This is a genomic window from Actinoplanes sp. NPDC048988, from assembly GCF_043197815.1.
Lineage (GTDB): Bacteria > Actinomycetota > Actinomycetes > Mycobacteriales > Micromonosporaceae > Actinoplanes.
The window spans coordinates 353,694-379,962 of the sequence record NZ_JBICTW010000001.1 but is presented as its reverse complement, the minus strand read 5'-3'; the positions used below and the strand labels follow the sequence as shown (position 1 = coordinate 379,962).

The window sequence follows — 26,269 nt, the reverse complement described above, 5'->3', positions numbered from 1 at the left end:
GCCGATGGCTGCGAATGAGCTGACCGTGCGGGGCCGTCGTGTGCGGGTCGTCGCCACCCTGGTCGCCGGGGCGCTGCTGCTCGCCGGCACGTTCTGGGGCGTCGACGACGACTTTCCGTTCGGCCCGTTCCGGATGTACTCCACGGCGCCCGATCCCAACGGGGACGCCAAGGACACCCGGGTCGAGGGCGTCGACACGGCCGGGCGGACGGTTGCGATCACCGAGGGCAACAGCGGCATCCGGCGGGCCGAGATCGAGGGGCAGCAGTCCGCGTACGAGTCGGATCCGGCCCGCCTCAGCCAGATCGCCGACGCCTACGCGTCGCACTCGCCGGGCGCCGCGCCGCTGCGTACCGTCAAGATCGTGATCCGCTGGCACGGCATCGAGCACGCCCGGCCCACCGGCGACTACCGCGACGAGGTCGTCGCCGAATGGACGCGCCCATGAGGTGGCTCTTCGCTCCCGTGCCGCTCGGCCGGGTCGCCGCCTTCCGCACGCTGGTCTACGCCTTCGTGGCCCTGGACCTGACCGTCTTCACGCCGTGGGTGCGCTCGCACGCCAACACTCCCGGCGACCTCTACCAGCCGCTGCTGGTCGGCCGGATCCTGCACCTGCCGACGCCGACGCCGCTGCTCGTCTGGACGGTGTTCTGGGCCCTGCTCGTGCTGGCCGTGGCCGCCGCCACCGGCCGCGCTCCGCGCGCGCTCGGCTGGGCGGTCTTCGCCCTGTACTTCGAGTGGATGATCATCGCGATGAGCTACGGCAAGGTCGACCACGACCGCGTCGGCCTGCTCGTCGCCCTGGCCGTCCTGCCCACGGTCGGCCGCGCCCGCCACGGCGACCTCTCGCTGTCGGAGAGGGCCGGCTGGGCGCTGCGGGTCACCCAGATCGCGGTGATCTGCACGTACTTCCTGGCCGCCCTGGCGAAGCTCCGCTTCGGCGGCATCGACTGGCTGACCAGCGCCGTGCTGGCCCAGGCCATCATCCGCCGCGGCACCTGGCTGGCCGACCACATCGCGGTGGTGCCCGGCCTGCTGATCGCCGCCCAGTTCGGGATCATCCTGTTCGAGCTGCTCAGCCCGCTGATCTGGGTGATACCGCAGAAGTGGCGGAACTGGGGCGTCGCCTTCTTCTACTCGTTCCACGTGATGACGTTCTCGATGATCACCATCTCGTTCGCGCCGCACCTGGCCGCGATGGCGAGCTTCCTGCCGCTGGAGAAGGTCCGCCCGATCGAGTGGGTACGCCGCCGCTCTCCGCGCCCGGCCCGGCTCTCACCGAGCCGGGCGCGACGGGCCGGTTAGGCCACGAAGCGGGAACGGCGCCGGCGGCCGATGACGTAGCCGGCCGCGCCGAGCAGCAGGAGCACGCCCCCGACGGCGGCCACGAGGCCGGTGGCGGAGCCGGTCACGGGCAGGCCGCCACCCGCACCGCCGGTGTCGCCCGAGCCGGCGGCCGGAGTGGTGCCGGGGGCGCTGCTCGAACTGGTGGAGGACGTGGGAACCGGCGAGGCGGTCGTCGTGGCGCTGGGGGTGACGGTCGGCGTCACGGTCGGCGTGGGTGTGGGTTTGGACGCGCAGTCGAGCGCCCGTGCGGCGTACACGCCCTCGTTCAGGTAAGTCAGGTAGTCGTCGTACGACTCGCCGTCGAGCACCTTGTTCGCGGCTTGTCGCACGTTGGGACCCGCGTCCGTCATGGTCCGGCCGATCGAGATCCGCAGATCCGCCGTCCAGGCCGCCTGCCAGCCCTTCTTGAGGAAGGCCCGCAGGTCCTCCGAGGTGCCCTTCAGCCTCTCCTCCAGCGCGGGAGGCAGAACCGGCAGCGACTGGCCCTCGGTCGCGGCCAGGATCTGATAGGCCAGCCGCCGGACCTCAGCCTCGTTGGCGGTGTCCACATCGATGGTCAGGAGCGGGCGGATGTCCTTGAACACCTTGGGCTCGACCGTCTGGCAATCCGCGCCGAGCACGGGCGTCGCGGCCTGAGCCATCGCCGGAGCCGCCGGGATCAGCAGGGCCAGCGCCACGAGAACGCCGGCTGCCATCTTCCCTCGCATGCGTTACTTCCTCCCCGTTACGTATCGAAGCAAGGGGATGTTACAGAAGCTTTCGTGGCAGGACAGCCCGGCACCGGCGGCAGAGGGGGTGACCACCGGATCAGCGCGGCTGTGGAAGCGGCGCCTTTCGCTAATCCCGTACCTCTGCGGTCTTGCCGTAAAGAAGATCGCGCTGGGCCTGCGGGAGGGAGCAGGCCGCCGTCCCGCCGGGCAGAAGGTGGCGATGCTCGGCGACCCAGCGGTAGGCCGGCCAGGCGGCCAGGCGGACCGGGCCGATCTGCAGAGCGCCGCCGGCGACCTGCCAGAGGCGGCCGGCGTCGCGCAGCATCAGGGCGATCGCGTCCGGGCCCGAGGCGCGCTCGCCGTCCGGGCCGACCCACTGGACCGCTTCCTCGCACTCCTCGGTGGTGAGCCCGAGCTGGTCGAGGTCGGCGAACTGCCAGGGGATCACCCGGGCGTGGGTGGGGATGCGGCGCTCGATGAACTCGGCGCACGTCGTGCAGAAGGAGCAGTCGCCGTCGTAGACGAAGGTCGCGGTCACCCTTCTATTCTTCCGCGACCGCGACGTGCAGCCGCACCTGGGGGACGAGCATGTCGTCCACGTCGAGGGCCCGGCCGGCGCCGTCGGGCTCCCAGCCGGCCGAGGCCAGGAACTTCCGCATGGCCTCGTCCTGCTCATAGGCCCAGGCCACCGCGCGCTCGAAGCCGTCGTCGCGCCAGTGGGTGACAGCGGCGCTGAGCAGGCGGCTGCCGTGGCCCCGGCGGCCCCAGCGCGGCTCGACCAGCAGGTCGGTGACGGCGGCCGTCGTCTCACCCAGCGGCGGCTCCTCCGGGGCGAGGGCCTGCTCGTCGGCCGGCCCGGCGGCGGCGAAGCCGACCACCTGGGTCGCGGTGTCGCTCTGCTCGACCGCGATGAGCACCCGGTGTCTCGCCGAGGGCGGCTCCTCGATCGCGGCCTGCCAGCCGCGGGTCAGATAGTCGAGGTCCAGGTTGGCCAGTACGTGTGCCGGGAACATCCGCCGGTACGCGGTGCGCCACGTGGTGAGCTGGACCCGGGCGATCTCGGGGGCGTCGCCGGGGCGCGCGGGACGGACGAAGCCGATTGCCATGCCGGGCAGCCTACCGAGGCGGATTTTTGTCACACCCCTCGTCTACCGTTCGCGTCGTGGCACTTCCCGAGACTCTCTCCGTGGCGCAGGCCCGGCGCATCGCGCTGGCGGCCCAAGGCTTCACCGACGCCAGGCCCGGCGGCGCCACCGACATGCGCCACCTGCGGCGGGTGCTGCGCCGGGTCCACCTCATCCAGATGGACTCGGTGAACGTTCTTCAGCGGGCGCATTTCATGCCTCTGTACAGCCGCCTGGGCCCCTATCCGGTCGAACTGCTCGAGCGGGCGGCCTACCGCAAGCCGCGCGAGCTGTTCGAGTACTGGGGTCATGAGGCGTCGCTGGTCACGACCGATCTCCAGCCGCTGTTCCGGTGGCGGATGGAGGGCGCCGTCGACTACGCGTGGGGTGGCATGGTCCGCATGGCCCGCGAGCGACCCGAGCTGATCGAGCGGGTGCTGGGCGTCGTCCGCGACCGCGGCCCGATCACCGCGGCGGAGATCGAGCACGATGAGCCGCGGCGGACCGACCACTGGGGATGGAACTGGTCGTCGGTCAAGCAAGCGCTGGAGTGGTTGTTCTACACCGGCCAGGTGACCGCGGCCGAGCGCACCACCTCGTTCGCCCGGCGCTACGACCTGCCCGAGCGCGTGCTGCCGTACGCGGTGCTCAACGCGCCCACGCCCCATCCGCAGGACGCCTTCCGGGCCCTGGTCGAGCTGTCCGCGCGGTCGGTGGGAGTGGGGGCGGAGGCCGAGCTGCGCGACTACTTCCGGCTTCCGGTCGCCGGCTTCAAGCAGGCCGTGGCCGAGCTCATCGAGGACCGGGTGCTGCTGCCGGTCCAGGTCAAGGGCTGGAAGGGCCCGGTCTATCTGCATCACGAGGCCAAGCTGCCGCGGCGGGTCACGGCCGCGACGCTGATCAGCCCGTTCGATCCGCTGGTGTGGGAGCGCAACCGCACCGAGCGGCTGTTCGGCATGAACTACCGGATCGAGATCTACGTGCCGGCCGCGCAGCGGCTCTACGGCTACTACGTGCTGCCTTTCCTGCTCGGCGACGAACTGGTGGCCCGGGTCGACCTCAAAGCCGACCGCAAGGCGGGGGAGCTGCTGGTCCCGGCGGCCTGGCTCGAGCCCGGCGCCGACCAGGAGGAGACCGCGGCCGCTCTCGCCGCCGAGCTGCACCGGCTGGCCGGCTGGCTGGGCCTCGAGCGCGTCGCGGCACCCGAGCGGGGCGACTTCGCGGGCCCGCTGGCCGCGGCGCTCAAAGGTGTACCGTGACGGCCATGAGCGCGCTGGACCAACAGCCGGTGCAGGGTCCCCCGGTGCCGCCCGAGTGGCTCGACTACTACGCCCAGCCGCGGCCGGACCGGGTCACCCGCTTCGTGCAGCGGGTCTGGACGAGGTCACCCGTCTGGGCCGCGCCGTTCGCCCTTCTGGCCTGCATGGGCGGTGCGGTCGGCTACACCTTGGCCACCCATCCCGCCGAGGCCGCCGCCGGTGAGCCGCCGACCTGCCTGCTCAAATACACGACCGGGTTCGTCTGCCCGGGCTGCGGCGGCACCCGCGCCGCGTGGTACCTGCTTCACGGAGATCTTCCGGCCGCGGCCCGGCACCACGCGATCTTCACCTTCGCCGTGCCCTTCCTGCTGTACATGTATGTGGCCTGGGCCGGGAAAAGGCTGTTCAACTGGAAGCTCCCGCAGCTCACCCCGAGCCCGGCGGTCCTGATCACTTTTGTCGCGGTGTGGGCCGTCTGGAGCGTGCTGCGCAACCTGCCCTGGGCCCCGTTCACCGCGCTCTACGTCTGAGCGGGGAGTCCGATAGGTTGGTGGGTATGACGCACGACCCGCGACCCTTCGGACGGCTCCTGACCGCCATGGTCACCCCGTTCGCCCCGGACGGCTCCCTCGACGTCGAGGGCGCGGCGAAACTGGCCACCTACCTCGTCGACGAGCAGCGCAACGACGCGCTCGTCGTCAGCGGCACCACGGGCGAGTCCCCGACGACGACCGACACCGAGAAGGAGACTCTTCTCCGCGCCGTCGTCGACGCGGTCGGTGACCGGGCCCGGATCGTCGCCGGAGTGGGCACCAACAACACGGCCCACACGATCGAGTTGGCGCACGCGGCGGAGAAGGCCGGCGCCCACGGCCTGCTGGTCGTGACGCCGTACTACAACAAGCCGCCGCAGGCCGGCGTCGCTCAGCACTTCCTGACCGTGGCCGACGCGGTCGGCCTGCCGATCATGGTCTACGACATCCCGCACCGGGCCGGCACGGCGATCGCCACCGAGACGATGTGCCGCGTCGCCGAGCACGAGCGGATCGTGGCGGTCAAGGACGCCAAGGGCGATCTGACCGCTTCCTCCTGGGTGCTCAGCCGCACCGACCTGGCCTACTACTCGGGTGACGACGCCGCCACCCTGCCGCTGCTGTCGATCGGCGGGGTCGGCCTGGTCGGCACGTCGACCCACTTCACCGGCGTTCTCGCCAAGGACATGATCGAGGCGTTCGAGCGCGGCGACAACGCCGCCGCCCTCGCCCTGCACCGCCGGGCGATGCCGCTGTTCACCGGCATCTTCCGGGCGCCGGGGACCATGCTGGTCAAGGCGGGCCTCAACGCGTCGGGCCGCCCGGCCGGCCCGGTCCGCTCGCCGCTGGTCGAGGCGACCGCCGAGGAGTTGGCCCAGCTGCGTACGGATGCCGCCGCGGCCGGCATCGGCCTGTAGAAGAGCCCGTAGAAGAGAGATAGAAACAAGCGAATGAGTCAAGCGCACGAGGAGCTGGACACGCCACCGCCGCTGCCGGAGGGCGCCCTGCGCGTCATCCCGCTCGGCGGGCTCGGCGCGATCGGCCGCAACATGACGGTCCTGGAGTTCGACGGCAAGCTGCTGGTCATCGACTGCGGTGTGCTCTTCCCCGACGTGGAGCAACCGGGCGTCGATCTGATCCTGCCCGACTTCACGCCGATCCTGGACCGGCTCGACGACATTCAGGCCATCGTGCTCACCCACGGCCACGAGGACCACATCGGGGCCGTGCCCTACCTGCTCGCCCACAAGGCGGACATCCCGCTGGTCGGCTCGGAGTTCACGCTCGCGCTGGTCGAGGCCAAGCTGGCCGAGCGGCGCCTGGACCCGTACACGCTGACCGTGCGCGAGGGCCAGACCGAGCGGCTGGGGCCGTTCGACTGCGAGTTCTTCGCGGTCAACCACTCCATTCCGGACGCGCTGGCGGTGGCCGTGCGCACGCCGGCCGGCCTGATCCTGCACACCGGCGACTTCAAGATGGACCAGGTGCCGCTCGACGGCCGCATCACCGACCTGGCCGGCTTCGCCCGCCTCGGCGCCGAGGGCGTCGACCTGCTGCTCTCCGACTCGACGAACGCCGAGGTGCCCGGCTTCGTGGCCCCCGAGCGCGACATCGGCCCGGTGCTCAGCGCCATCTTCGGCAAGGCCAAGGGCCGCATCATCGTGGCCAGCTTCGCCTCCCACGTGCACCGCGTCCAGCAGGTCATGGACGCCGCCTGGGAGTACGACCGCAAGGTCGCGCTGATCGGCCGCTCGATGGTGCGCAACATGGGCATCGCCCGCGACCTGGGCCTGCTCAACATCCCGGACGGCCTGCTGGTCAGCCTGGACGAGGCGACCCACCTGCCCGGCGACGAGATCGTCTTCATGTCGACCGGCTCGCAGGGCGAGCCGATGAGCGCGCTCGGCCGCATGTCGACCGGCGACCACCGGCACATCACGATCGCCCCCGGCGACACCGTGGTGCTGGCCAGCTCACTGGTGCCGGGCAACGAGACCTCGGTCTACCGGGTGATCAACCAGCTGTCCCGGGCCGGCGCCACGGTCGTGCACAAAGAGACGGCCAAGGTGCACGTCTCCGGCCACGCCCCGGCCGGTGAGCTGCGCTACCTGCTGAACGTGGTACGCCCCAGCAACCTGATGCCGGTGCACGGCGAGTGGCGTCACCTGCGCGCCCACGCCCAGCTCGGCATCGAGACCGGGGTGGCCCCCGACCGGGTGGTGCTCTGCGAGGACGGCGACGTGGTCGACCTCGTCGAGGGCCACGCCCGTCACGTGGGCCGGGTCAAGAACAGGTACGTGTACGTGGACGGCCTGGCGGTCGGCGACGTCAGCGAGTCGCTGCTCACCGAGCGGCGGATCCTCGGCGACGGCGGCTTCATCTCGGCCACCGTGGTGATCGACTCGGTGACCGGCAAGGTCGTCGGCGAACCCAACATCTCGGCCAAGGGCTTCTCCGAGGACCCGGACGCCTTCAACCCGGTCATCCCGCTGCTGACCGCGGCCCTGCACCGCTCGGCCGAGGACGGCATCACCGACACCCACCAGCTGCAGCAGGTCGTGCGGCGCACGGTCGGCCGGTGGGTGAACGACGCGTACCGTCGCCGGCCGATGATCGTGCCAACGGTCGTGGAAGTCTGAGGCGTTTTTCAACCTTTCGCTGCGCTCGTCCGTACCTCAAGTCACCGGTGCCGCCCCCACGGCACCGCTGGCGAGGGGAGTTCCTCAAGATGCAGCGCAGACGGATCGCCGTGGCGGCGGCGGTCGTGGTGGCAGCCGGGGCAGCGGTGGCCTTCACCCTGCCCTCCATGGCCGGCACCACGCCGTCCGGCGACAAACCCGCGGCCAAGAGCGGCGGCACGGCCCGGATCCTCGAGGCCATGCGGCGCGACCTCGGCCTGAGCGGTGACCAGGCGACGGCTCGCCTGCAGCGGTCGAACTGGGCGAGCAAGGTCTCGGCGCGGCTGGCCGCGCAGACCGGCTCCGACTTCGGCGGCGCCTGGCTCGCGACCGACGGCACCACCCTCAAGGTGGCTGTGACCGACAAGGCGGCCGAGGCCGCGGTCCGCAAGGCCGGGGCCGAGCCGGTGCTGGTCGAGCGGAGCGAACAGGCCCTGGTCACGGCCAAGGAGAAGCTGGACAACGCCGACGCCAGTGCGAACGGCCTGACCGGCTGGTACGTGGACGTCGCCACGAACAAGCTGGTCGTGGTGGCCCAGCCCGGCGCCCAGGCGGCCGCGAAGAAGCTGGCCCGGGCGGCCGGCGTCGGGTCCGGCACCTACCGGGTGATCACCAGCACGGCCAAGCCGAAACCCCTCTTCGACGTACGCGGCGCCGACCCGTACTTCATCGCCGTCGACGGCGGCACGGCCCGCTGCTCGATCGGCTTCTCGGTCGAGGGCGGCTTCGTGACGGCCGGGCACTGCGGCGCGGTCGGCGACACCACGACCGGCTTCAACCAGCAGGCGCAGGGCACGGTACGGGCCTCCACCTTCCCCGGCGACGCCGACATGGGCTTCGTCGAGGTGAACGGCAACTGGACGCCGCGCGCGGTGGTGAACGACTTCGAGGGCAACGAGCTCCCGGTGGCCGGCAACGCCGAGGCCCCGGTCGGGGCGGCGGTCTGCCGCTCGGGCTCGACCACGGGCACCCGCTGCGGCACGATCCTGGCCAAGAACCAGACGGTGGTCTACCCGGAGGGCGCGGTCACCGGCCTGACCCGCACCGACGTCTGCGCCGAGGGCGGCGACTCCGGCGGCCCGTGGCTCTCCGGCGACCAGGCCCAGGGCCTCACCTCGGGCGGCTCCGGCGACTGCACGGTCGGCGGCGAGACGTTCTTCCAGCCGGTGAACGAGATCCTGGCGGCGGAGAACCTGACCCTGGTCACGAGCGGCGGCGGCGCCGAGGCCCCGGAGGCTCCGCCGGCCGAGGCGGCGGGCGCGTGTGCGGACCAGGCGGTCCAGCGCAGCGGCACGCTCCGGGAGCGCACGGCACAGGCCCAGCCCAACGGCGGGGCGTTCCGAGCGAACGCGGGCCGGCAGACGGCGTGCCTGAGCGCGGCCGACGGCACCGACTTCGACCTGGTGCTCCAGCGGCTGACCAACCGGGGCTTCCGCACGGTCGCCACGGCCACCGGCGACGAGGTGAAGTCGCTGACCTTCAACGGGCGTTCCGGCACCTACCGGTACGTCGTCGCGGCCTCCGCGGGCGCCGGCGACTACACGCTCGGGTTCAGCACCCCGTAAGCGCGCGCCGCCACCCACCCTGCCGGGTTCGGCGGATCGCACCGATGCCGGAGGAGCCGTTCGGCTCCTCCGGCTCTTTTTTGTGTCTCAGTCGCTGGTTTCGCGGAGGGCGCCGACGGCGTCGGCCAGCTGGCAGCCCGTGGCGATGCCGCAGATCACGACCTGGTCGAGCTGTTCGGGGGTCACCCCGCGCTCCCAGTCGGCGATGACCTCGCCGACCACGTTCACGGTGCCGTCGTCCGAGATGTGCACGTACGCCTTCGGCCAGAGCTGGTCGTGGTTCCAGGCGTTGCAGAACTCGTAGAGGCGTACCACGTCCTCCATGCCGAAGACGTGCCGCACCATGGCCCTGATCTGGATCATTTCCTGCTGCTCGCCGATGCGGAAGAAGTAGATCAGGTTGCCCTGGAAGTTACCGCCGATGTCGCCGTCGGCGTCGGTGAAGTAGGTGAAGCCGCGCTCGTCGAGGGCGGCGGTGATCATTTCTTGGGTGAGCGGCTGCACTTGTCGATCTTAGTTCGTCCCGGTGCGCCTCCGGGATTCATGAGCGTCGCGGCGTTACGGTGTGACCATGGCGGGCCGCTCCTCTCCGGCGAGCCGGGGTCGCGCCGCGTCCACGTCGCGCGGCGCCGCGACCAGCCGTGCCCGGCAACCGGCGGCGCGGCAGCCGGCCAAGCAGCCCGCCCGCCAACCGGCCCGCAAGTCGACCCGCCCCGCCGCCGCGCGGGCCCGGACGGCGGCCCGCGCCCGTCCCACGCTGGGCGCGGCCATCGCCACCGGCCTCGGCCGGGGTCTGGGCGCGCTCTGGATGGGCGCCGCGCACGGTGTCGGCTGGGCCGCCCGCGGTGTCGGCCGGCAGGCCGCCACCGCCAAGGACATCGACCCGGAGCATCGCCGCGACGGCGCCGGCCTGCTCATGCTGGGCCTGGCGATCCTGATCAGCGTCGCGGTCTGGGCCAACGGCGCCGGCCCGGTCGGCCGCTGGCTGGCCGACTCGGTGCACCTGTTCTTCGGCGGACTGGCCGTGCTGCTGCCGTTGCTGCTGCTCTACGGCGCTGTCCGGCTGATGCGCCAGCCGGCCGACCCCGAGCACCGGGGCCGTTCGCTGGTCGGCTGGAGCGCGATCATCATCGCGACCGCCGCCCTGCTGCACATCTCCGAGCATCCGAGCGACGACGTCACGATCTCCCGCGCGGGTGGCCTGCTCGGCTTCGCGTTCGGCGCCCTGCTCGAGCGGGCGGTGACCGCCTGGGTCGCCGTACCGCTGCTGGTCCTGCTCTTCGTCTTCGGTCTTCTGGTGATCACGGCGACGCCGATCAACAAGATCCCGGAGCGGATGATGCTGCTCGTCGACATCCTGACCGGCCGTTCGACCGCGCGCGACCCGCTGCCCACGCCCGACCTGCCCGAGCTCGACGACGACGAGGAGCCGGCCGAGGAGGCGCCGAAGAAGCGCCGCCCCTCCCGCCGCCGGCAGGGCTCGCTGGCCGACATCGGCCTGGCCGACCCGGCCGACGAGCCGGAGGTGCAGGAGGACGACTTCCTGCTGCACGACACGGTCGTGGTGCCCAAGGTGCCGGCCAGCCGCAAGAAGCCGGAGCCGCCGGAGCACACCCCCGACCCGCCGACCCGGGCCGAGCAGCTCGAGATCACCTCGGTCGAGGGCGACTACCGCCTGCCGCCGCCGTCGCTGCTGGGCAAGGGCGCGCCGGCCAAGTCACGCAGCCGGGCCAACGACGAGATCATGGCCGCCCTCACCGGGGTCTTCGAGCAGTTCAACGTCGACGCCGTGGTCACCGGCTTCACCCGCGGCCCGACGGTCACGCGGTACGAGGTCGAGGTCGGCCCGGGCGTCAAGGTCGAGCGGATCACGCAGCTGTCGCGCAACATCGCGTACGCGGTCAAGTCGCCCGATGTGCGCATCCTGAGCCCGATCCCCGGCAAGAGCGCGGTCGGTGTCGAGATCCCGAACACCGACCCCGAGAACGTGTCGCTGGGCGACGTGCTGCGCTCGCGGGCCGCCACCGCCGACCATCACCCGATGCTGGTCGCCCTGGGCAAGGACATCGAGGGCGGCTTCGTGGTGGCCAACCTGGCCAAGATGCCGCACATCCTGATCGCCGGCGCCACCGGTGCCGGCAAGAGCTCGTGCCTCAACTCGCTGCTGGTGTCGCTGCTGACCCGGTCGACGCCGGACGAGGTACGGCTTCTGCTGGTCGACCCCAAGCGGGTGGAGATGACCGCGTACGAGGGAATCCCGCACCTCGTCACGCCGATCATCACGAACCCGAAGAAGGCGGCCGACGCCCTCGAGTGGGTCGTGCGCGAGATGGACATGCGCTACGACGACCTCGCGGCGAACGGCGTGCGCCACATCGACGACTTCAACCGCAAGGTGCGCAGCGGCGAGATCACGGCACCGCCGGGCAGCGAGCGCGTGATGAAGCCGTACCCCTATCTCCTGGTGATCATCGACGAGCTGGCCGACCTGATGATGGTCGCCCCGCGCGACGTCGAGGACTCGGTCGTCCGCATCACCCAGCTCGCCCGGGCCGCCGGCATCCACCTGGTGCTGGCCACCCAGCGGCCCTCGGTCGACGTGGTCACCGGCCTGATCAAGGCGAACGTGCCGTCCCGGCTCGCCTTCGCCACGTCGTCGCTGGCCGACAGCCGGGTCATCCTCGACCAGCCGGGCGCGGAGAAACTGCTCGGCCGCGGTGACGGTCTCTTCCTGCCGATGGGCGCGTCGAAGCCGGTCCGCATCCAGGGCGCGTGGGTCGACGAGAAAGAGATCCACGACGTCGTCAAGTTCTGCAAGGATCAGCGCGAGCCGGAGTTCCGCGAGGACGTCACCGAGGCCCCGGTCAGCAAGAAGAAGCAGATCGACGAGGAGATCGGCGACGACCTGGAGCTGCTGATCCAGGCCATCGAGCTGGTCGTGACCTCGCAGTTCGGGTCGACCTCGATGCTTCAGCGCAAGCTGCGGGTCGGTTTCGCCAAGGCCGGCCGCCTCATGGACCTCATGGAGACCCGCGGGATCGTGGGCCCGTCCGAGGGCAGCAAGGCCCGCGACGTCCTGATCAAGCCGGACGAGCTCGAGGAAGCTCTGGCCTCCCTGCGCCTAGATGATTGAACGGCCGGTTCCGGTACGAAGGCCTCGCTGAGCAGGCGGTAGCCGACGATGATCAGGGCGGCCAGCATCAGGGCGGCCGGGATCACGTCGGGGAGCATCAGCGGGTTGCGGCCGAACAGATAGGGCTCGTACGACAACAGGGAGCTCGCCTGCACCAGCAGGGGCACGTACCAGAGGCGCGGGCGGTAGACGGCCAGCACCAGCGTCATCACGTCGGCCAGGTAGAAGTAGCGCTCGTGCATGCCCGGCAGCGCGAACGGAACCAGGATCGAGAACAGCGCCGCCGCCGTCACCACCCGCTCCGGTGTCATCGCGGCGGCCTTGGCGACCAGGACGTAGACGACTCCCACGACCAGGGCCGCACAGAACAGATACCCCAGCATCCGTACGGTGTCCTCGCGCGTCGTGGCCGGAATGAACGCGAAGACGTTGGGGGCCCGCAGGCTCAGCGCGGGTACGTTGCGCGCCTGCCGGCCCATGTCGTAGATCGTGAGCAGCTCGATCGGGTTGCGGCCGAACGCGATCGCCGGGAGATCGAGGACCAGGAAGGCGGCGGGTGCGGCCAGGAGCGTACGCCAGGGAATGCGCCCGGACATCACCAGCAGCAGGACCAGCGGCAGGATGAAGACGCCCTGCGGCTTGATCGCGACCGCCACCCCGCAGAGGGCGACACCCCACCAGGGTTTGCCGCGCAGCAGGAAGTAGACGCCGCCCAGGGCGGCGCCGGCCCACGCGGCGTCCATCTGCCCGTAGAAGGACGCGTTGATGGCCACGGTCGGCAGCAGCACCATCACCAGCGCCGCCGCGACGGCCCGGCGGCTGCCCGGCCAGCGCAGGGCGACCGTCTTGTAGGTGAAGAAGGCCAGGATGACGTCGAAGACGATCCACAGGGCCTTGACCTTGAAGATGAGCGGCCCCGGCAGGTAGTACGCGATCGCCAGCAGGTAGATGAACGGCGCGTTGTAGTTGCCGATCTCGGTGCCGATGCCACGCCAGCCGCCGGCCCGGCCGAGCTGGTTGTGCCACTGGCGGAAGATGTTCATGTCGTTCGTCATCTCGGGCAGCGACACCCAGCGGATGACGACGGCGAGCACGACGAGGGCCGCGAGGAGCAGTGCTTCGGCCTGTGGCGTGGGCTTTTGGGCTTTAGGCATGGTGCTGGGGGGTACGGTCGCCGGGTGAACGCAGGGTTAACGCCAGGTGAACGAAAGTGGGGCCGACCGGAGCGCCCGGGCGCCCGGTAACCTTGTCGGGTGTCGGTAACTCCTTCCCCCTCCCGCCGTGTCGCCCTGCTCACCCTCGGATGTGCCCGTAACGAGGTCGACTCGGAAGAGCTGGCCGCGCGCCTCGATGCCGGCGGCTGGGAGATCAGCACGGACGCCGACGGCGCCGACGTGGTGCTCGTCAACACGTGCGGCTTCGTCGAGAAAGCCAAGCAGGACTCCATCGAGACGCTGCTCGCCGCGGCGGACACCGGGGCCAAGGTGGTGGCCGCCGGCTGCATGGCCGAGCGGTACGGGCGCGAGCTGGCCGAAAGCCTGCCCGAGGCCCAGGCCGTGCTCGGCTTCGACGACTACACCGACATCGCGGCCCGCCTCGACGGCGTGCTCGCCGGTGAGCGCTTCGACGCGCACACCCCGCGCGACCGCCGCGAGCTGCTGCCGATCACGCCGGTGCAGCGCCAGTCGGCCAAGGTGGTCGTCCCCGGTCACGCCACCGTCGACGAGCACACCCCGGCTCACCTGCGCAAGGTGCTGCGCCGCCGGCTCGACAGCGGCCCGGTGGCCAGTCTCAAGCTGGCCAGCGGCTGCGACCGCCGGTGCTCGTTCTGCGCCATCCCGGCTTTCCGCGGCGCCTTCGTCTCCCGTGACCCGCAGGAGCTGCTGGCCGAGGCGGAGTGGCTGGCCAAGTCCGGCGTGCGCGAGCTGGTGCTGGTGAGTGAGAACAGCACGTCGTACGGGAAAGACCTGGGCGACCCCCGCGCCCTCGAGAAGCTTCTGCCGCAGCTGGCCGCGGTCGACGGCATCGTCCGGGTCCGCGCGAGCTACCTCCAGCCCGCCGAGACCCGCCCCGGCCTGGTCGAGGTGATCGCCACGACGCCGGGCGTCGCGCCCTACTACGACCTCTCGTTCCAGCACTCGAGCGAGCCGGTGCTGCGCCGCATGCGCCGTTTTGGCTCCACCGAGAAATTCCTCGACCTGCTGGCCGCGGCCCGCAAGCTCGCGCCCGAGGCCGGCGCCCGCAGCAACTTCATCGTCGGTTTCCCCGGCGAGACCAAGAAAGACGTCGACGAGCTGGTTCGCTTCCTCACCGAGGCCCGGCTCGACGCGATCGGCGTCTTCGACTACAGCGACGAGGACGGCACCGAGGCGGCCGCCTTCGACGACAAGATCAAGGTCAAGGAAGACACCATCAAGCGGCGGTACGACCGGCTGCTCACCCTGGCCGACGAGCTGTGCAACCAGCGAGCCGAGGAACGCCTGGGCTCGACCGTCGAGGTGCTGGTCGACGCGATCGTGGACGGCGAGGTCGAGGGCCGCGCCGAGCACCAGGCGCCTGAGGTCGACGGCTCCACCACCCTGGTCGCCGGCGACGAGGGGGTCGACCTGGCCGCGCTCAAGCCCGGCGACTTCGTGCGTGCCCGGGTGACCGGCACCGAGGGCGTCGACCTCGTGGCCGTGCCGGTCGAGATGATCTCCGCGGCGCCGGTGTCACAGCGGTGACCGACGAGCCGGTTCCGGCGGCCGCGCCGCGGGTGGTGTCGCTCTACAACCCGGCGAACATCCTGACGGTCGTCCGGATCGTGCTCGTACCGGTCTTCGTGGCCATCGTCGTCGCCTCCGACCTGACCGGCACCGGTCAGCGGATCGCCGCCTGCCTGGTCTTCTGCGTGGCCTCGGCGACCGACTTCGTGGACGGGTGGATCGCCCGGCGCTGGTCGCTGGTCACCTCGTTCGGCAAGATCGCCGATCCGATCGCCGACAAGGCCCTGACCGGTACGGCGCTGGTCCTGCTCTCCGTCTACGACCGGCTCCCGTGGTGGGTCACGCTGCTCATCCTCATCCGCGAGTGGGGCATCACGGCGCTGCGGTTCTGGGTGATCCGGTACGGCATCATCCCGGCCAGCCGGGGCGGCAAGCTCAAGACGGCCCTGCAGATCGCCGCCATCGCCTGGTACCTGTGGCCGGTGCCCGAGCCGTTCGACATCGTCGGCGTCTGGCTGATGGGCGCGGCGCTCATCGTGACGGTCGTGACCGGTGGGGACTACGTGCTGGCCGCTCTGCGCCTGCGCCGGGAGGCCCGATCATAGAATCCATTTGTGGACACTCCTGACGTAGCGGCCGCGGCGGCCGTGCACCGGCTGGTCGACCGGCGCGAGACCCTGGCCACCGCCGAATCGCTGACCGGCGGCCTGGTCGCCGCGACCGTCGTGGAGATTCCCGGCGTGAGCTCGGTCTACCGGGGCGGCCTGGTGGTCTACGCCACCGACCTCAAGCACGCGCTGGCCGGCGTCGCCCAGGACCTGCTCGACGAGCGCGGCCCGGTCGACCCCGACGTGGCCGCCGGACTGGCCCGCGGCGCCCGCGAGCGCTGCTCGGCCGACTGGGGCCTGGCCACCACCGGCGTGGCCGGTCCCGAGCCGCAGGACGGCAAACCGGTCGGGCTGGTCTACGTCGCCTGCGCCGGCCCGTGGGGCGAGACGGTCCGCGAGCTGAAACTCGGCGGAAACCGGGCCGCCATCCGGACCGAAAGTGTGACGAGCGCACTACTGCTGCTCGCAGACTGTCTGAGGGAGGCCCCGGCGCGGTCCTGAGCTGGGGAATGTTTCATCGATCTCGAAAGTTGCACGAGTGTCCCGCTGCGGGGCTGTCCCGGAATTCGGCGGGGCGGTATGTCGGCCTGGCCGGCAGCGGGTACGGTTGCGGGAAGCCTCCGGCGTGTGCCGGCGGCCCCGCCGCAGGAGGAGGTGCCATGGTCCTGCTACGCCGGGTTATCGGCGACGCACTGAGGGCGCGCCGGCAGGGGCAGCACCGCACGCTGCGCGAGGTGTCCACCGCCGCGAACGTCAGTCTCGGCTACTTGTCCGAGATCGAGCGCGGTCAGAAGGAAGCCTCCAGCGAGCTGCTCGCCGCCATCTGTGACGCGCTGGGTGCGCGTCTCTCCGAGCTCCTGAGCGAGGTCAGCGGCACGCTGTCGCTCGCCGAGGGCATGGAGGGTGTGCTCGTGCCGGTCGACGAAGAGAAGCAGAAGGCGCTGTCCGTGTCGGTTCGCCACGAGACGCCGCTCAAAGCGACTCTGCGGACGACCAGAAAACCCAAGCGCGACGTCGTGTACGCCGCCTGATCAACTCACAAATAAAACCGGGCCGGACTACCCACGCGGGTGGTCCGGCTCTTCCTGTTCCAGGGTCCCCCTCCGGGATCGACCCCGACCCGCGGGTGCGCGTAGCCTCGAACCGTGGGGGAGACCCTGAGATCCCCCCGAGGTCACGTGACGCCGGTGGCGTCGAGCTGTCACGATGGCATTCAACGCCATCGCGACAGCTCCTCGATCTGCGTCGGTGGCGGACCCGACTGAGCGACATTGAGGGGATACCGCGAGATGGCGAATCCGTTCGTCAAGGGCTGGCGTTACATGATGGCGCTCTTCGGCGCGAAAATCGACGAATATGCCGACCCGAAGGTCCAGATCCAGCAGGCCATCGAGGACGCGCAACGGCAACACCAGGCCCTTGTGCAGCAGGCCGCGGCGGTGATCGGCAACCAGCGCCAGCTGGAGATGAAGCTGTCGCGCCAGATGGGTGAGGTCGAGAAGCTGCAGGGCATGGCGCGTCAGGCGCTGGTCCTGGCCGACCGCGCCCGGGCCGGCGGCGACGAGGCCGAGGCCCAGAAATACGAGTCCACGGCGCAGACGCTGGCCACCCAGCTGGTCTCCGGCGAGCAGTCGATGGAGGACCTGAAGACCCTGCACGACCAGGCGCTCTCCGCGGCCGGCCAGGCGCGCAAGGCGGTCGAGAACAACGCGATGGTGCTCCAGCAGCGCATCGCCGAGCGCTCGCGCCTGCTCAGCCAGCTCGAGCAGGCCAAGATGCAGGAGACCGTGGCCAAGTCGCTCGAGTCGATGTCGTCGCTGGCCGCGCCCGGCAACACGCCGTCGCTCGACGAGGTCCGCGACAAGATCGAGCGCCGGTACGCGGACGCCATGGGCCGGGCCGAGCTCGCGTCCAACTCGGTCGAGGGCCGCATGCTCGAGGTGCAGAAGAGCAGCCTCGACATGGCCGGCTCGTCGCGGCTCGAGCAGATCCGGGCCAGCATGGCGGGCGAGAAGCTCGCCGGCGCGGGCTCGCAGCCGGCGGTCGAGCAGGCGGCCGCGCAGCCGGCGGCCGACCCGGCCAGCGTCGCCCGCCTCGACGAGATCCGGGCCAGCATGAACCAGAAGCGCGGAGACACGACCGCCGCCGGATAGCAGCACCAGGGGAGGACGACGGTGGACGAGCGGAGCAAGTACTTCCGCCGGCTCAAGCGACTTCGTAACTCGGCACGCCGCTGGAGCGTGCTCGGTGGCGGCCTCGCCGCGGCCACCGCCGTCCTCACCCCGTATTCCGGCATCGGTGTCGTCGACGCCGTCTGGGCCGGCGCCGCCGGCGGCTCGGTCGCCCTGGCCTGGTGGCGGTGGAGTGACCACCGCGCGCTGGCCGCGACCCCGGCGCCTCCGGCGCCCGACCCGGCCCTGCCCGGTCAGCGGCTTACGGCCGCGATCGAGCGCTTCCCGGCCGGCCGCACGGTCCTGCACGAGGTCCGGCGGCAGAAGAACCGGTACGCGCTGCGCGGCTCGGCCATCACCCAGGCCTGGGACCGGCTCGACCGGGCATCGTCCACTCTCGCCGGCCTCTCCGGCCGGCTCACCGGGCCCGGTGAGGGCGCTGTGCTCGAGGCCGCGGTCTCCGAGCAGTGGCTGCGCGACCTCGGCCAGCGGGTGGCGAGCGTGGAGCGGGCGCTTCCGCTGACCCCGCCCGGCCAGCGGGCCGGCCTCGAGGAGTCCCACGCCTCGCTGGCCCGGCAGTTCACCGAGGGCGTCGACGCGTACGAGCGGATGGTCGCGGCCGCCGCGGCCTACGTGGCCGAGGACGGCCACCCGGTCACCGAGGGCTCACACCCGGCGTTCACGTCGCTGATCGACGCCACCGACCGGCTCCGCGGCCTGGCCGAGGGCCTGTCCGAGCTCAAGCGCCCGACTTCTTTTGGCAGCGCGGGCACCAGTACGTGATCCGCTCGCCCTTCTCGTCCTTCTGAATGGCGGCGCCACACCGGCGGCACGGCTGCGCGCGGCGTCCGTACACAAAGCTGGTCTCGCCGCGCCGCAGCGAACCGGTAGTGGTCTGCGTCCAGCGCCCCCGGTTCGAGGCGACCAGCTTCTGGGCCAGCGCGACCGTCCCGTCCAGGTCCTTCACCTCGGCGACCGGCGTCCACGGCCACAGTCCACGCAGGAACAGCGTCTCGGCCTTGTAGAGGTTGCCGACACCGGCCAGGTTCCGCTGGTCGAGCAGCGCCTCGGCGATGGTCCGCTCCGGCTGGGCGGCGATACGGCGTACCGCCTCGGCCTCGTCCCAATCGGTCCCCAGCAGGTCGGGCCCGAGATGCCCGAGCTGCCGCTCCTCTTCAGCGGTCGGCCACAACGCGACCTCGTGCAAGTGATAGCCGACGGCGACCGCCCGCGCGGTCTTCAGAACCACGCGGATCAGGTGCGCTGGGCGTCCGGTCCAGCGTTCCCCCGGTTTGTACGCCCGCCACGCCCCCTCCATGCGCAGGTGCGAGTGCAGGGTGAGCGGCTTCTGCCCGTCCCGGGTCAGCCGCAGCAGCAGATGTTTGCCGCGACTGGCCGACTCGGCGACCGTCCAGCCGCTCAGATCGGTGGTGGCCAGCTGCGGCACCCGAAAGTCCGACCCGGTCAGCACCTCCCCGCCGATCGCACGCTCGACCACCCGCGCGGTGTTCCAGACGGTGTCGCCTTCAGGCATGCCTCAATCCTGCCCCGCCACCGCCCGTTCATGCCGGACCCGCATCAACTCGATCATCCCGCTCTCGTCCAGCGGCTGCCGGCGTACGTACGCCAAGGAGCGGCGATATCGTCCGTCAGGCCTGACGCGCGGCCACCCGGACGATGTCGCCGGGCTGGACCGAGAGCACGACCACGGCCCGCCCGTTGTTCACGGCGATGGCCACGCGCCCGGCCGAGTCCTCGAAGACCAGCAGGTCGCCCTGGCCGACGTCGGCGAAGGTGGCGCCCCGGCGGGCGTTCACCGTGCCGTTGACGACCAGGTCGCCGCTGAGGCCGCGCAGCGCGTCGCCCTCGGCCGCGAGCTGCACGTTGCCGAAGCGGTCGACGGTCATCACCTCGGCCTCGAGCCAGCCGTCGCCGACCGAGACGACCGGGGCGGGCAGCCGGATGAGCGTGTCCGGGTCGACGGCCGCGCCGGCGTCGGCCAGCGGGGCGCCGGCGGCGATCCGGGCGGCGGCCGGGGAGAACAGGTCACGGCCGTGGAAGGTGCGGGAGACGTCGCCGAGGAACCAGTCCTTGTTGGTCAGCTCGTACGCCGACTCGACGCCCCCGAGCGCCTCGGCCGCCCAGATCAGCAGGCCGTTGTCGGGGCCGACGAGGGCGCCGTTGGGAGTACCGAGGGCGACGCCGCGCCGGGCCGTGCCGACGCCGGGGTCGACCACCGCGAGGTGCACGCTGGGCGGCAGGTGCGGCGCGGTCTGCGCGAGCACGGCGGCGCCGCGGGCCACGTCGGCCGGCGGCACATGGTGTGTCACGTCGATGACGCGCACGTCAGGGGCGATGCGCGCGATCGATCCGTGGCACGCCGCGACGAAGCCGTCGAACGTCCCGTAGTCGGTGGTGAAGCTGATCCATCCATACCCGGCCATGGTGGGAAACGTTACTGCCCCGGCCCGGATCGTTGGTGGATCTGGCAGGGTTGGATTCATGCGTCTCGTGATCTTCACCGAGCCCCAGCAGGGGGCAAGCTACGACGATCTCCGGAAGGTCGCGCAAACCGCCGAGGCGAGCGGCTTCGACGGCTTCTTCCGCTCCGATCACTTCCTCACCATGGGCGGCGACGGCCGGCCCGGCCCGACCGACGCCTGGCTGACGCTGGCCGCGCTGGCGGTGCAGACCTCCACCATCCGGCTGGGCACGCTCGTCACGTCGGCGACGTTCCGGCTGCCCGGCCCGCTGGCCATCGCGGTGGCCCAGGCCGACGCGATGAGCGGCGGCCGCATCGAGTTCGGTCTCGGCGGCGGCTGGTTCGAGGCCGAGCACAAGGCGTACGGAATTCCGTTCCCGCCCGTGGGCGAGCGTTTCGACCGGCTCGAGGAGCAGCTCGAGATCATCACCGGCCTGTGGGGGACACCCGAGGGCCAGACGTTCGACTTCGACGGCAAGCACTACCAGGTCTCCGGCTCGCCCGGCCTGCCCAAGCCGGTGCAGTCGCCGCGCCCGCCGGTCATCATCGGCGGCCACGGCAAGAAGCGCACGCCGGCGCTGGCGGCCCGCTTCGCCGACGAGTTCAACGTCCCGTTCTCCAAGATCTCCGATGTGGCGCCGGTCTTCGACCGCGTCCGTGCCGCCTGTGAGTCGATCGGCCGGACGTCGCTTCCGGCCTTCTCGGCGGCGGCCGTGCTGTGCGTGGGCCGCGACGACGCCGAGGTGAAGCGCCGGGCCGCGGCCATCGGCCGTGAGGTGGGCGAGATGCGCGAGAACGGCGGCATCGTCGGCACGCCGGACGAGGCCGTCGAGACCATCAAGCGGTACGAGGCGGCGGGCGCTTCCCGCCTGTTCCTCCAGGCGCTCGACCTCAGCGACCTCGACCACGTCGAGCTGGTCGCCTCGGCGGTGGCCCCGCAGCTCTGAGTCGCCGGCCTCTCACCCGGCGATGGACGGCCGGCGGCGGCCGGCGCGCAGGAAGGCCACGCCGAGGGCGATCAGCAGGCCGCCCGCGAGAGCGGTCCCGGCGGCGGGGGCCCCGGTGATCGGGAGTCCACCGCCCTCCCCGCCGCCGGTGCCGCCCGTGCCGGCTCCGGGCTCGTGGTAGCCCCCGCCGCCGGTCGCGGCCGGCTTGGCCTTCACCGTCGCCGGCGGCGTCGCGAAGTAGGCCTTGGCCTCCTGATCGGCGGTGCGGGCGACCGGGGGAGCGACCACCCGGTAGTCGCGAGTGCCAGGGGAGTTCACGTCGAAGCTGAACGTGCCGTCGGCGCCGGCCCGGGTGGTGGCCACCGTCCGCCAGGCCGCCCTGGCGTTCGCGCGCGCCTGGAGGCGGAGCAGCCGCCCGGCGCCGTCGCTCTCCTCGCCCCAGCAGACTCCCGGGTCGCATTGCCGGGTCAGGTGAACGGCCTTACCGGTCACCGTCAGCTTCCCGCCGGCGGTGACCTTCTTCGGGATCGTGGCGGTGACGCGGGTGCCGTCCACGGGCGCCGATTCGCCGTTGAACGCCCACTCGTTCGGCGTGGTGCGCACGCCCACGCGGCTCGGCTTCGCCCGGTCGGGCACCACGAACGACGTCGCGGCGACCGGCGCCGAGGTCAGCGCCTCGAAGTCGTTGAGGCTGGAGTAGGCGACGAACGGCGTGAACCGCACCGGGGTACCGGCCGGCACGTCGAGCGGATCGCCGGGCGTCGTGTCCGTCTCGGTGCCCGGCCGCCAGCTGAACGCGACCGTGCCGTCCTCGCGCGGCGTGACCTTCTCGATGATCGGCTGCGCCGGCGCGTTGGTGTCGAAGACCGGTGACAGCCCTTTCTCGCTGACGACCTGGCCGTCCTCGTCGACCACCGACACCGCGACCCGCAGATCGAAGTTGTGGATCGTGCCGAAGCCCGGCAACGGGCTCCGATTCGGCTGGTCCGCCTCCACGGTCAGTCCGGCCACCCCGGAGGGTGACCCGTCCGCGTTCACGAGCTCGACCCGGTTCCGTACGTCTCCCGTCTCGTCCCAGGTGACCACCACGGCGTCATGGGCGTCCGACGTCCACGCCACTGTCACGTTCGCCGGAGCCGGTTGCGTCGCTACGCTGACCGGCACTGCCAGCGCGAGCGCGGCGACAAGGTTCCCCATCATGGCCGCACCTTAGTGCTCAAACCGGGCGTTTCCGCGCATTTCGATCGCTCGCCGGCGAGCGCTGCGACGGCGGCCCGTCAGGAGGAGAGCCGCGCCGAAGGCGACGAGCAGGCTGCCTCCCAGAGTGGTTCCGGCGACCGACGACCCGGTGATCGGCAGGCCCCCGCCGCCGCCGGTGCCGCCCGTGTCGCCGCCGGCGGTGGGCGGGGTCTCCTTCGTTCTGGTCACGGGCGTCGCGAAGTAGGCCTTGGCGTCCCGGTTCGCCGCGCGCGCGACCGGGGGAGCGACCACCCGGTAGTCGCGGGAGCCCGGCGATTTCACGCTGAGTGTGAACTTGCCGTCGGCACGGGCCCGCGCCGTGGCCACGTTCTGCCAGGCCGCGCCCTCGCCCGTGCGCGCCTGAAGCCGGAGCAGCCGGCCGGCGTCGTCGTTCTCGATCGACCAGCACGGGCCGGGATCGCAGGCCCGGGTCAGGTAGAGCGCCCGGCCGGTGACGGTCAGCCGGCCGCCGGGCGCGACCTTCTTCGGGATCGTCGCGGTGACCCGCGTGCCGTCCACGGGCGCCGAGACACCGTTGAAGGTCCATTCGTTCGGTGCGGTGCGCACCCCCACGTTGTACGGCGTGTCCCGGGCCGGCACCACGAACGACGTCGCGGTGATCGGCTCAGCGGCCAGCACCTCGTAGTCGTTGAAATTGGAGTACGACGCGACGGGCACGAATCGCGCCGGAACCGGGGCGGGCAGGTCGAGCGGATCGTTCGGGGTGGTGTCCACCTCGACCCCGGACCGCCAGGTGAAGGCGACGGTGCCGTCCTCGCGGGGCACGACCGTCTCGATCACCGGCTGCGGTGGCCCGTTGGTGTCGAACACCGGCGACAGCCCCGGCTCGCTGATCACCTGGTCGTTCTCGTCGACCACGGTCACGGCGACCCGCAGGTCGTGGTAGTGGGAGCCGCCGTAGTCGGGCAGCGGCAGCCGGTTGGGCTGCCCGGCCTCGACGAGCCGCCAGGCCACTCCCGAGGGGGAGCCGTCCGGATTGACGACTTCTACGCCGTTCCGGACGTCTCCCGTCTCATCCCAGGTGACCACGACCTCCGAATGATCCGGAGCCCAGGCCACCGTCACGTTCGTGGGCGCGGGCTCCGCCGGCGCGAGCGGCACCGACGGCACGCCGGCGACCGGCCCGGCCAGCGCCAGCGCGGCAACCAAGTTCCCCACCATGGGCGCCAACCCTAGTGGCCCAGGTCACATCGGGTTGCCCGGTTCCGCAGAAAGCACAAACACCCGTCTCTTACTCGGCCGTGAAGGTCGTGTGACGGCGGCGCAGGCGCCCGGTGAGGAAGAACGCCGCACCGAGGACGAGGAGCAGGCCGCCGGCCACGGAGATCCAGACGATCGGGGTGCCGGTGACCGGAAGTCCGCCGCCCTCGCCGCCGGTGCCGGGCTCCGAACCCCCGCCCGGCTGCTCGCCCTGGCCCGGCTGTTCGCCCTGGCCCGGCTGTTCTCCCTGGCCCGGCTGTTCGCCCTGGCCCGGCTGCGCGCCGCCGCCGGTGGCCGCGCCGGCCTTCGTCGTGGTGGCGGCGGTGGCGAAGGGGGCCTTGGCCAGCTTCTCGCTGTCGCCGACGACCACCGGGGCCACCACGCGGTAGTCACGGGTTCCGGGGAAGGTGACGCTGACCTTGAACTTGCCGGCCGCGTCGGTGGTGGCGGTGCCCACGGTCTGCCAGGCCGCGTTCGCGCCGGTGCGCGCCTCGAGACGGAGCACCCGGCCGGCGTCCTCGAACTCGTCGATCCAGCAGCGTCCGCCCCTGTCGCAGATCTTGCGCGGCGAGGTCGCCGTGCCCGTCACGGTGAGCTTCCCGCCGGTCGTGGCGGTCTTGGGGATCGTCGCCACGACGCGGGAGCCCGACACGTCGCCGAAGGCCATGCTCGTAGCGAATCCGAAGATGTCGAAGATCGACCAGCCGTTCGCGGTGTGCGCGCCGACGGAGGCGTACGCCGTGGGCGGCCCGTCGAAAACGTAGGACGTGGCCGTGCTCGCCGGGGCCATGGACTGCGGGTCGCCGCCGTAGATCGCGGTGGGGGTGAACACCGCCGCGTCGCCGGTGGTGTCGAGCGGATCGCCCGGCGTGGTGTCCGCCTTGGCCTTGCCGGCGGCCCAGGACGCCTTGGTCCGGCCGTCCGGCAGCGGCTCCACGCTCGTGATCACCGGGGCCGGTGGCGTGTTCGTGTCGAACGCCGGCGAGCGCCCGAGCTCACTCGCCGCGGCGCCGGAGGCGTCGACGGCGGCCACGCTGAACTGGTAGTCCTGATTGATCTCGAATCTGACCTGGCCCTCGTCGGGGAACCAGCCGACCGGGACCACGAGCCGGTTGGGCTGACCGGCCTCGACCACCTTTCCGACGGGCTTGCCGGCTGCCCCGGGCGTTCCCAGGTAGACCTGGTTGCGAGTGTCACCCGTCTCGTCCCAGGTGATGACGATGGACTTCTGGGCGTCGGACGCCCAGGCCATGGTCACGTTGGTCGGAGCGGGTTCGGCGGGCGCCTTGAGCGCCACCGGCGCGCCGACGACTGGCGTGGCCAGCGCGACTGCCGCGAGTAGGTTTCCCAGCACGGCCGCAGACGATAGCCACCGAAGGTGAACGATGCTGCCCCACCGCGCAAATCGCCCGAAGTGGGCGGCCCCGCACGACGTGCGGGGCCGCGATGGAGGGCTTACGAGCTGGGCCGGACCCGGCCGGCAGCCGTCGTGAAGGGCGCTTGAGCGAGCTTGTCGCCGTTGCCGACGACCACCGGCGCGACCACGCGATACTCCCCGATGCCGGGGAAGGTCGCGCCGAGCGAGTACTTGCCGTCCGCGCCGGCCTTGGTGGTTGCCACGGTCCGCCACGCCGCCCCCGCGCCGGTGCGGTACTCGAGACGAAGCAACCGCCCCGCGTCGTCGTACTCATAGGTGTCGCATCGCAGGCCGCTGTCGCAGAAGGAGCGGATCATGATCGCCTTGCCGGTGACGGTCAGCTTCCTTCCCACGGGCGCGGTCCTCGGAACGGTGGCGGTGACGCGGGTGCCGGCCACCTGGCCGTAGCTCGCGCTCGCCCGCCAGCCGAGGTAGCCGTTGACGGTCCACTCGTTCACGGTGTGCACGCCGACCGCGGTGATCGCGGCGGCCGGTCCCGGGAACACGAAGGACGTCGCCGGTGACGGCGCGGAAAGCTCCCTCGGGTCGGTGATGAGCTCGACCGGCACGAACAGCGGCGGGTCCACGGCGGGCACGTCGAGCGGGTCGCCCGGGGTGACGTCCGCCCGGGGCCGGACGGGCGTCCAGTTCACCGTGATCGTGCCGTCGGCGTGCGGCTCCACGCTGGTGAGCACCGGGGCCGGCGGCATGTCGGTGTCGAAGATCGGCGACAGTCCCGGATCGCTGGCCGGCTCGCTGGCCGGGCCGGCCACCGTGACGGCGATCCGCACATCGCCGCCCTCGCCGGCGGCCACCGAGAACTTGTCCACCTCGATCCGGTTGGGCCGACCGGCCTCCGCCCACAGCGGATAGTTCGCCGGGGACCCGTCGGCGTACACCGACTGGATCCGGTTCCGGACGTCACCGGTCTCGTCCCAGGTGATGACCACGTTGCGGTGGTCGGGTGAAGCCCACGCGACCGTCACGTTCGCCGGAGCGGGTTCGGTGGGCTCTTCGCGTGTCACTGGCGTGCCAGTGACCGGCGCGGCCAAGGCCAGCGCCGTCATCAGGTGTCCTAACATGCCTATCGACGCTAACCGGCGGCGTCCCGTGCCGTTGTCCCACCTCGT

25 protein-coding genes and 1 pseudogene are annotated in these 26,269 nt (G+C 71.6%); 15 read left to right on the top strand and 11 right to left on the bottom strand.

The window, feature by feature from the left end; genetic code table 11:
- Nucleotides 1-4: 4 nt before the first annotated feature.
- Together ACGFJ7_RS01835 and ACGFJ7_RS01830 are read left to right on the top strand one after the other, a co-directional pair.
- Nucleotides 5-448 (top strand): hypothetical protein, encoded by a 444-nt coding sequence (locus ACGFJ7_RS01835; RefSeq protein WP_360241829.1) that lies wholly within the window; start codon nt 5-7, stop codon nt 446-448.
- On the top strand, nt 445-1,305 hold the full coding sequence (locus tag ACGFJ7_RS01830) for an MFS transporter permease (RefSeq protein ID WP_360241826.1): 861 nt from the start codon (nt 445-447) through the stop codon (nt 1,303-1,305). The genes ACGFJ7_RS01835 and ACGFJ7_RS01830 overlap by 4 nt, the downstream gene beginning before the upstream one ends.
- On the opposite strand, the gene ACGFJ7_RS01825 is transcribed toward ACGFJ7_RS01830, so the two are convergent.
- The 3 genes from ACGFJ7_RS01825 to ACGFJ7_RS01815 all read right to left on the bottom strand — a co-directional run bounded on the left by ACGFJ7_RS01825 (nt 1,302) and on the right by ACGFJ7_RS01815 (nt 3,163).
- Nucleotides 1,302-2,054: an LPXTG cell wall anchor domain-containing protein gene (locus ACGFJ7_RS01825; RefSeq protein WP_360241823.1), complete on the bottom strand. Its 753-nt coding sequence runs from the start codon at nt 2,052-2,054 to the stop codon at nt 1,302-1,304. The two genes, ACGFJ7_RS01830 and ACGFJ7_RS01825, sit on opposite strands and share 4 nt — an antisense overlap.
- A gap of 130 nt (nt 2,055-2,184) precedes the next feature.
- On the bottom strand, nt 2,185-2,595 hold the full coding sequence (locus ACGFJ7_RS01820) for a DUF393 domain-containing protein (protein ID WP_360241820.1): 411 nt from the start codon (nt 2,593-2,595) through the stop codon (nt 2,185-2,187).
- A gap of 4 nt (nt 2,596-2,599) precedes the next feature.
- Entirely contained in the window at nt 2,600-3,163 is a 564-nt protein-coding gene (locus ACGFJ7_RS01815; protein WP_360241818.1) for a GNAT family N-acetyltransferase, read from the bottom strand.
- Nucleotides 3,164-3,219: 56 nt separating this feature from the next.
- Here ACGFJ7_RS01815 and ACGFJ7_RS01810 point away from each other — a divergent pair, with 56 nt between their 5' ends.
- The 5 genes from ACGFJ7_RS01810 (at nt 3,220) to ACGFJ7_RS01790 (ending at nt 9,216) form a co-directional block, all read left to right on the top strand.
- Nucleotides 3,220-4,440: a DNA glycosylase AlkZ-like family protein gene (locus ACGFJ7_RS01810; protein WP_360241815.1), complete on the top strand. Its 1,221-nt coding sequence runs from the start codon at nt 3,220-3,222 to the stop codon at nt 4,438-4,440.
- Nucleotides 4,441-4,445: 5 nt separating this feature from the next.
- A complete protein-coding gene (locus ACGFJ7_RS01805) occupies nt 4,446-4,970 on the top strand; it encodes a DUF2752 domain-containing protein (RefSeq protein WP_360241812.1) in 525 nt (174 codons plus the stop codon).
- A gap of 26 nt (nt 4,971-4,996) precedes the next feature.
- Nucleotides 4,997-5,890 carry a 4-hydroxy-tetrahydrodipicolinate synthase gene (gene dapA, locus ACGFJ7_RS01800; protein ID WP_360241809.1) on the top strand — a complete coding sequence of 298 codons (894 nt, stop codon included), beginning with the start codon at nt 4,997-4,999 and terminating at the stop codon, nt 5,888-5,890.
- A 33-nt stretch (nt 5,891-5,923) separates the two neighbouring features.
- Entirely contained in the window at nt 5,924-7,612 is a 1,689-nt protein-coding gene (locus ACGFJ7_RS01795; protein ID WP_360241806.1) for a ribonuclease J, read from the top strand.
- A gap of 89 nt (nt 7,613-7,701) precedes the next feature.
- The gene (locus ACGFJ7_RS01790) at nt 7,702-9,216 is read left to right on the top strand and encodes a S1 family peptidase (RefSeq protein ID WP_360241803.1); all 1,515 of its coding nucleotides are present in this window, start codon (nt 7,702-7,704) and stop codon (nt 9,214-9,216) included.
- A gap of 87 nt (nt 9,217-9,303) precedes the next feature.
- Here ACGFJ7_RS01790 and ACGFJ7_RS01785 read toward each other — a convergent pair whose 3' ends face one another.
- On the bottom strand, nt 9,304-9,699 hold the full coding sequence (locus ACGFJ7_RS01785) for a YbjN domain-containing protein (RefSeq protein WP_360243540.1): 396 nt from the start codon (nt 9,697-9,699) through the stop codon (nt 9,304-9,306).
- 88 nt (nt 9,700-9,787) lie between these two features.
- Between ACGFJ7_RS01785 and ACGFJ7_RS01780 the strand changes: the two genes are divergently transcribed.
- A complete protein-coding gene (locus tag ACGFJ7_RS01780; RefSeq protein WP_392640228.1) occupies nt 9,788-12,349 on the top strand; it encodes a DNA translocase FtsK 4TM domain-containing protein in 2,562 nt (853 codons plus the stop codon).
- A 272-nt stretch (nt 12,350-12,621) separates the two neighbouring features.
- Here the strand turns inward: ACGFJ7_RS01780 and ACGFJ7_RS01775 are convergent.
- A pseudogene (locus tag ACGFJ7_RS01775) lies at nt 12,622-13,392 on the bottom strand (glycosyltransferase 87 family protein); the annotation flags it as partial.
- Between the two features lie 210 nt (nt 13,393-13,602).
- Between ACGFJ7_RS01775 and rimO the strand changes: the two are divergent.
- From rimO to ACGFJ7_RS01745, 6 genes are all read left to right on the top strand, one after another.
- Nucleotides 13,603-15,072: a 30S ribosomal protein S12 methylthiotransferase RimO gene (gene rimO / locus ACGFJ7_RS01770; RefSeq protein WP_360241794.1), complete on the top strand. Its 1,470-nt coding sequence runs from the start codon at nt 13,603-13,605 to the stop codon at nt 15,070-15,072.
- Nucleotides 15,069-15,659 (top strand): CDP-diacylglycerol--glycerol-3-phosphate 3-phosphatidyltransferase, encoded by a 591-nt coding sequence (gene pgsA / locus ACGFJ7_RS01765; protein WP_360241791.1) that lies wholly within the window; start codon nt 15,069-15,071, stop codon nt 15,657-15,659. The genes rimO and pgsA overlap by 4 nt, the downstream gene beginning before the upstream one ends.
- A gap of 9 nt (nt 15,660-15,668) precedes the next feature.
- Nucleotides 15,669-16,163 (top strand): CinA family protein, encoded by a 495-nt coding sequence (locus ACGFJ7_RS01760; RefSeq protein WP_392640223.1) that lies wholly within the window; start codon nt 15,669-15,671, stop codon nt 16,161-16,163.
- Nucleotides 16,164-16,321: 158 nt separating this feature from the next.
- A complete protein-coding gene (locus ACGFJ7_RS01755) occupies nt 16,322-16,693 on the top strand; it encodes a helix-turn-helix domain-containing protein (RefSeq protein ID WP_097318554.1) in 372 nt (123 codons plus the stop codon).
- A 258-nt stretch (nt 16,694-16,951) separates the two neighbouring features.
- A complete protein-coding gene (locus ACGFJ7_RS01750; protein ID WP_360241783.1) occupies nt 16,952-17,815 on the top strand; it encodes a PspA/IM30 family protein in 864 nt (287 codons plus the stop codon).
- 21 nt (nt 17,816-17,836) lie between these two features.
- Entirely contained in the window at nt 17,837-18,616 is a 780-nt protein-coding gene (locus ACGFJ7_RS01745) for a hypothetical protein (protein ID WP_360241780.1), read from the top strand.
- On the opposite strand, the gene ACGFJ7_RS01740 is transcribed toward ACGFJ7_RS01745, so the two are convergent.
- Nucleotides 18,573-19,367, bottom strand: coding sequence for a DNA-formamidopyrimidine glycosylase family protein (locus tag ACGFJ7_RS01740; RefSeq protein ID WP_392640220.1), 795 nt, complete (start codon nt 19,365-19,367; stop codon nt 18,573-18,575). The two genes, ACGFJ7_RS01745 and ACGFJ7_RS01740, sit on opposite strands and share 44 nt — an antisense overlap.
- Nucleotides 19,368-19,482: 115 nt before the next feature.
- The gene (locus tag ACGFJ7_RS01735; RefSeq protein ID WP_360241774.1) at nt 19,483-20,277 is read right to left on the bottom strand and encodes an SAM-dependent chlorinase/fluorinase; all 795 of its coding nucleotides are present in this window, start codon (nt 20,275-20,277) and stop codon (nt 19,483-19,485) included.
- Nucleotides 20,278-20,335: 58 nt separating this feature from the next.
- On the opposite strand from ACGFJ7_RS01735, the gene ACGFJ7_RS01730 reads away from it, so the two are divergent.
- On the top strand, nt 20,336-21,262 hold the full coding sequence (locus tag ACGFJ7_RS01730; RefSeq protein WP_360241771.1) for a TIGR03560 family F420-dependent LLM class oxidoreductase: 927 nt from the start codon (nt 20,336-20,338) through the stop codon (nt 21,260-21,262).
- Nucleotides 21,263-21,274: 12 nt separating this feature from the next.
- Here the strand turns inward: ACGFJ7_RS01730 and ACGFJ7_RS01725 are convergent, their stop codons facing one another.
- The 4 genes from ACGFJ7_RS01725 to ACGFJ7_RS01710 form a co-directional block, all read right to left on the bottom strand.
- Complete coding sequence (locus ACGFJ7_RS01725) at nt 21,275-22,462, bottom strand: hypothetical protein (protein ID WP_360241768.1); 1,188 nt, start codon at nt 22,460-22,462, stop codon at nt 21,275-21,277.
- A 9-nt stretch (nt 22,463-22,471) separates the two neighbouring features.
- Nucleotides 22,472-23,683 (bottom strand): hypothetical protein, encoded by a 1,212-nt coding sequence (locus ACGFJ7_RS01720; protein WP_360241765.1) that lies wholly within the window; start codon nt 23,681-23,683, stop codon nt 22,472-22,474.
- 70 nt (nt 23,684-23,753) lie between these two features.
- Nucleotides 23,754-25,076, bottom strand: coding sequence for a hypothetical protein (locus ACGFJ7_RS01715; RefSeq protein ID WP_392640217.1), 1,323 nt, complete (start codon nt 25,074-25,076; stop codon nt 23,754-23,756).
- Between the two features lie 101 nt (nt 25,077-25,177).
- Nucleotides 25,178-26,221, bottom strand: coding sequence for a hypothetical protein (locus ACGFJ7_RS01710; protein WP_360241759.1), 1,044 nt, complete (start codon nt 26,219-26,221; stop codon nt 25,178-25,180).
- Nucleotides 26,222-26,269: the final 48 nt, after the last annotated feature.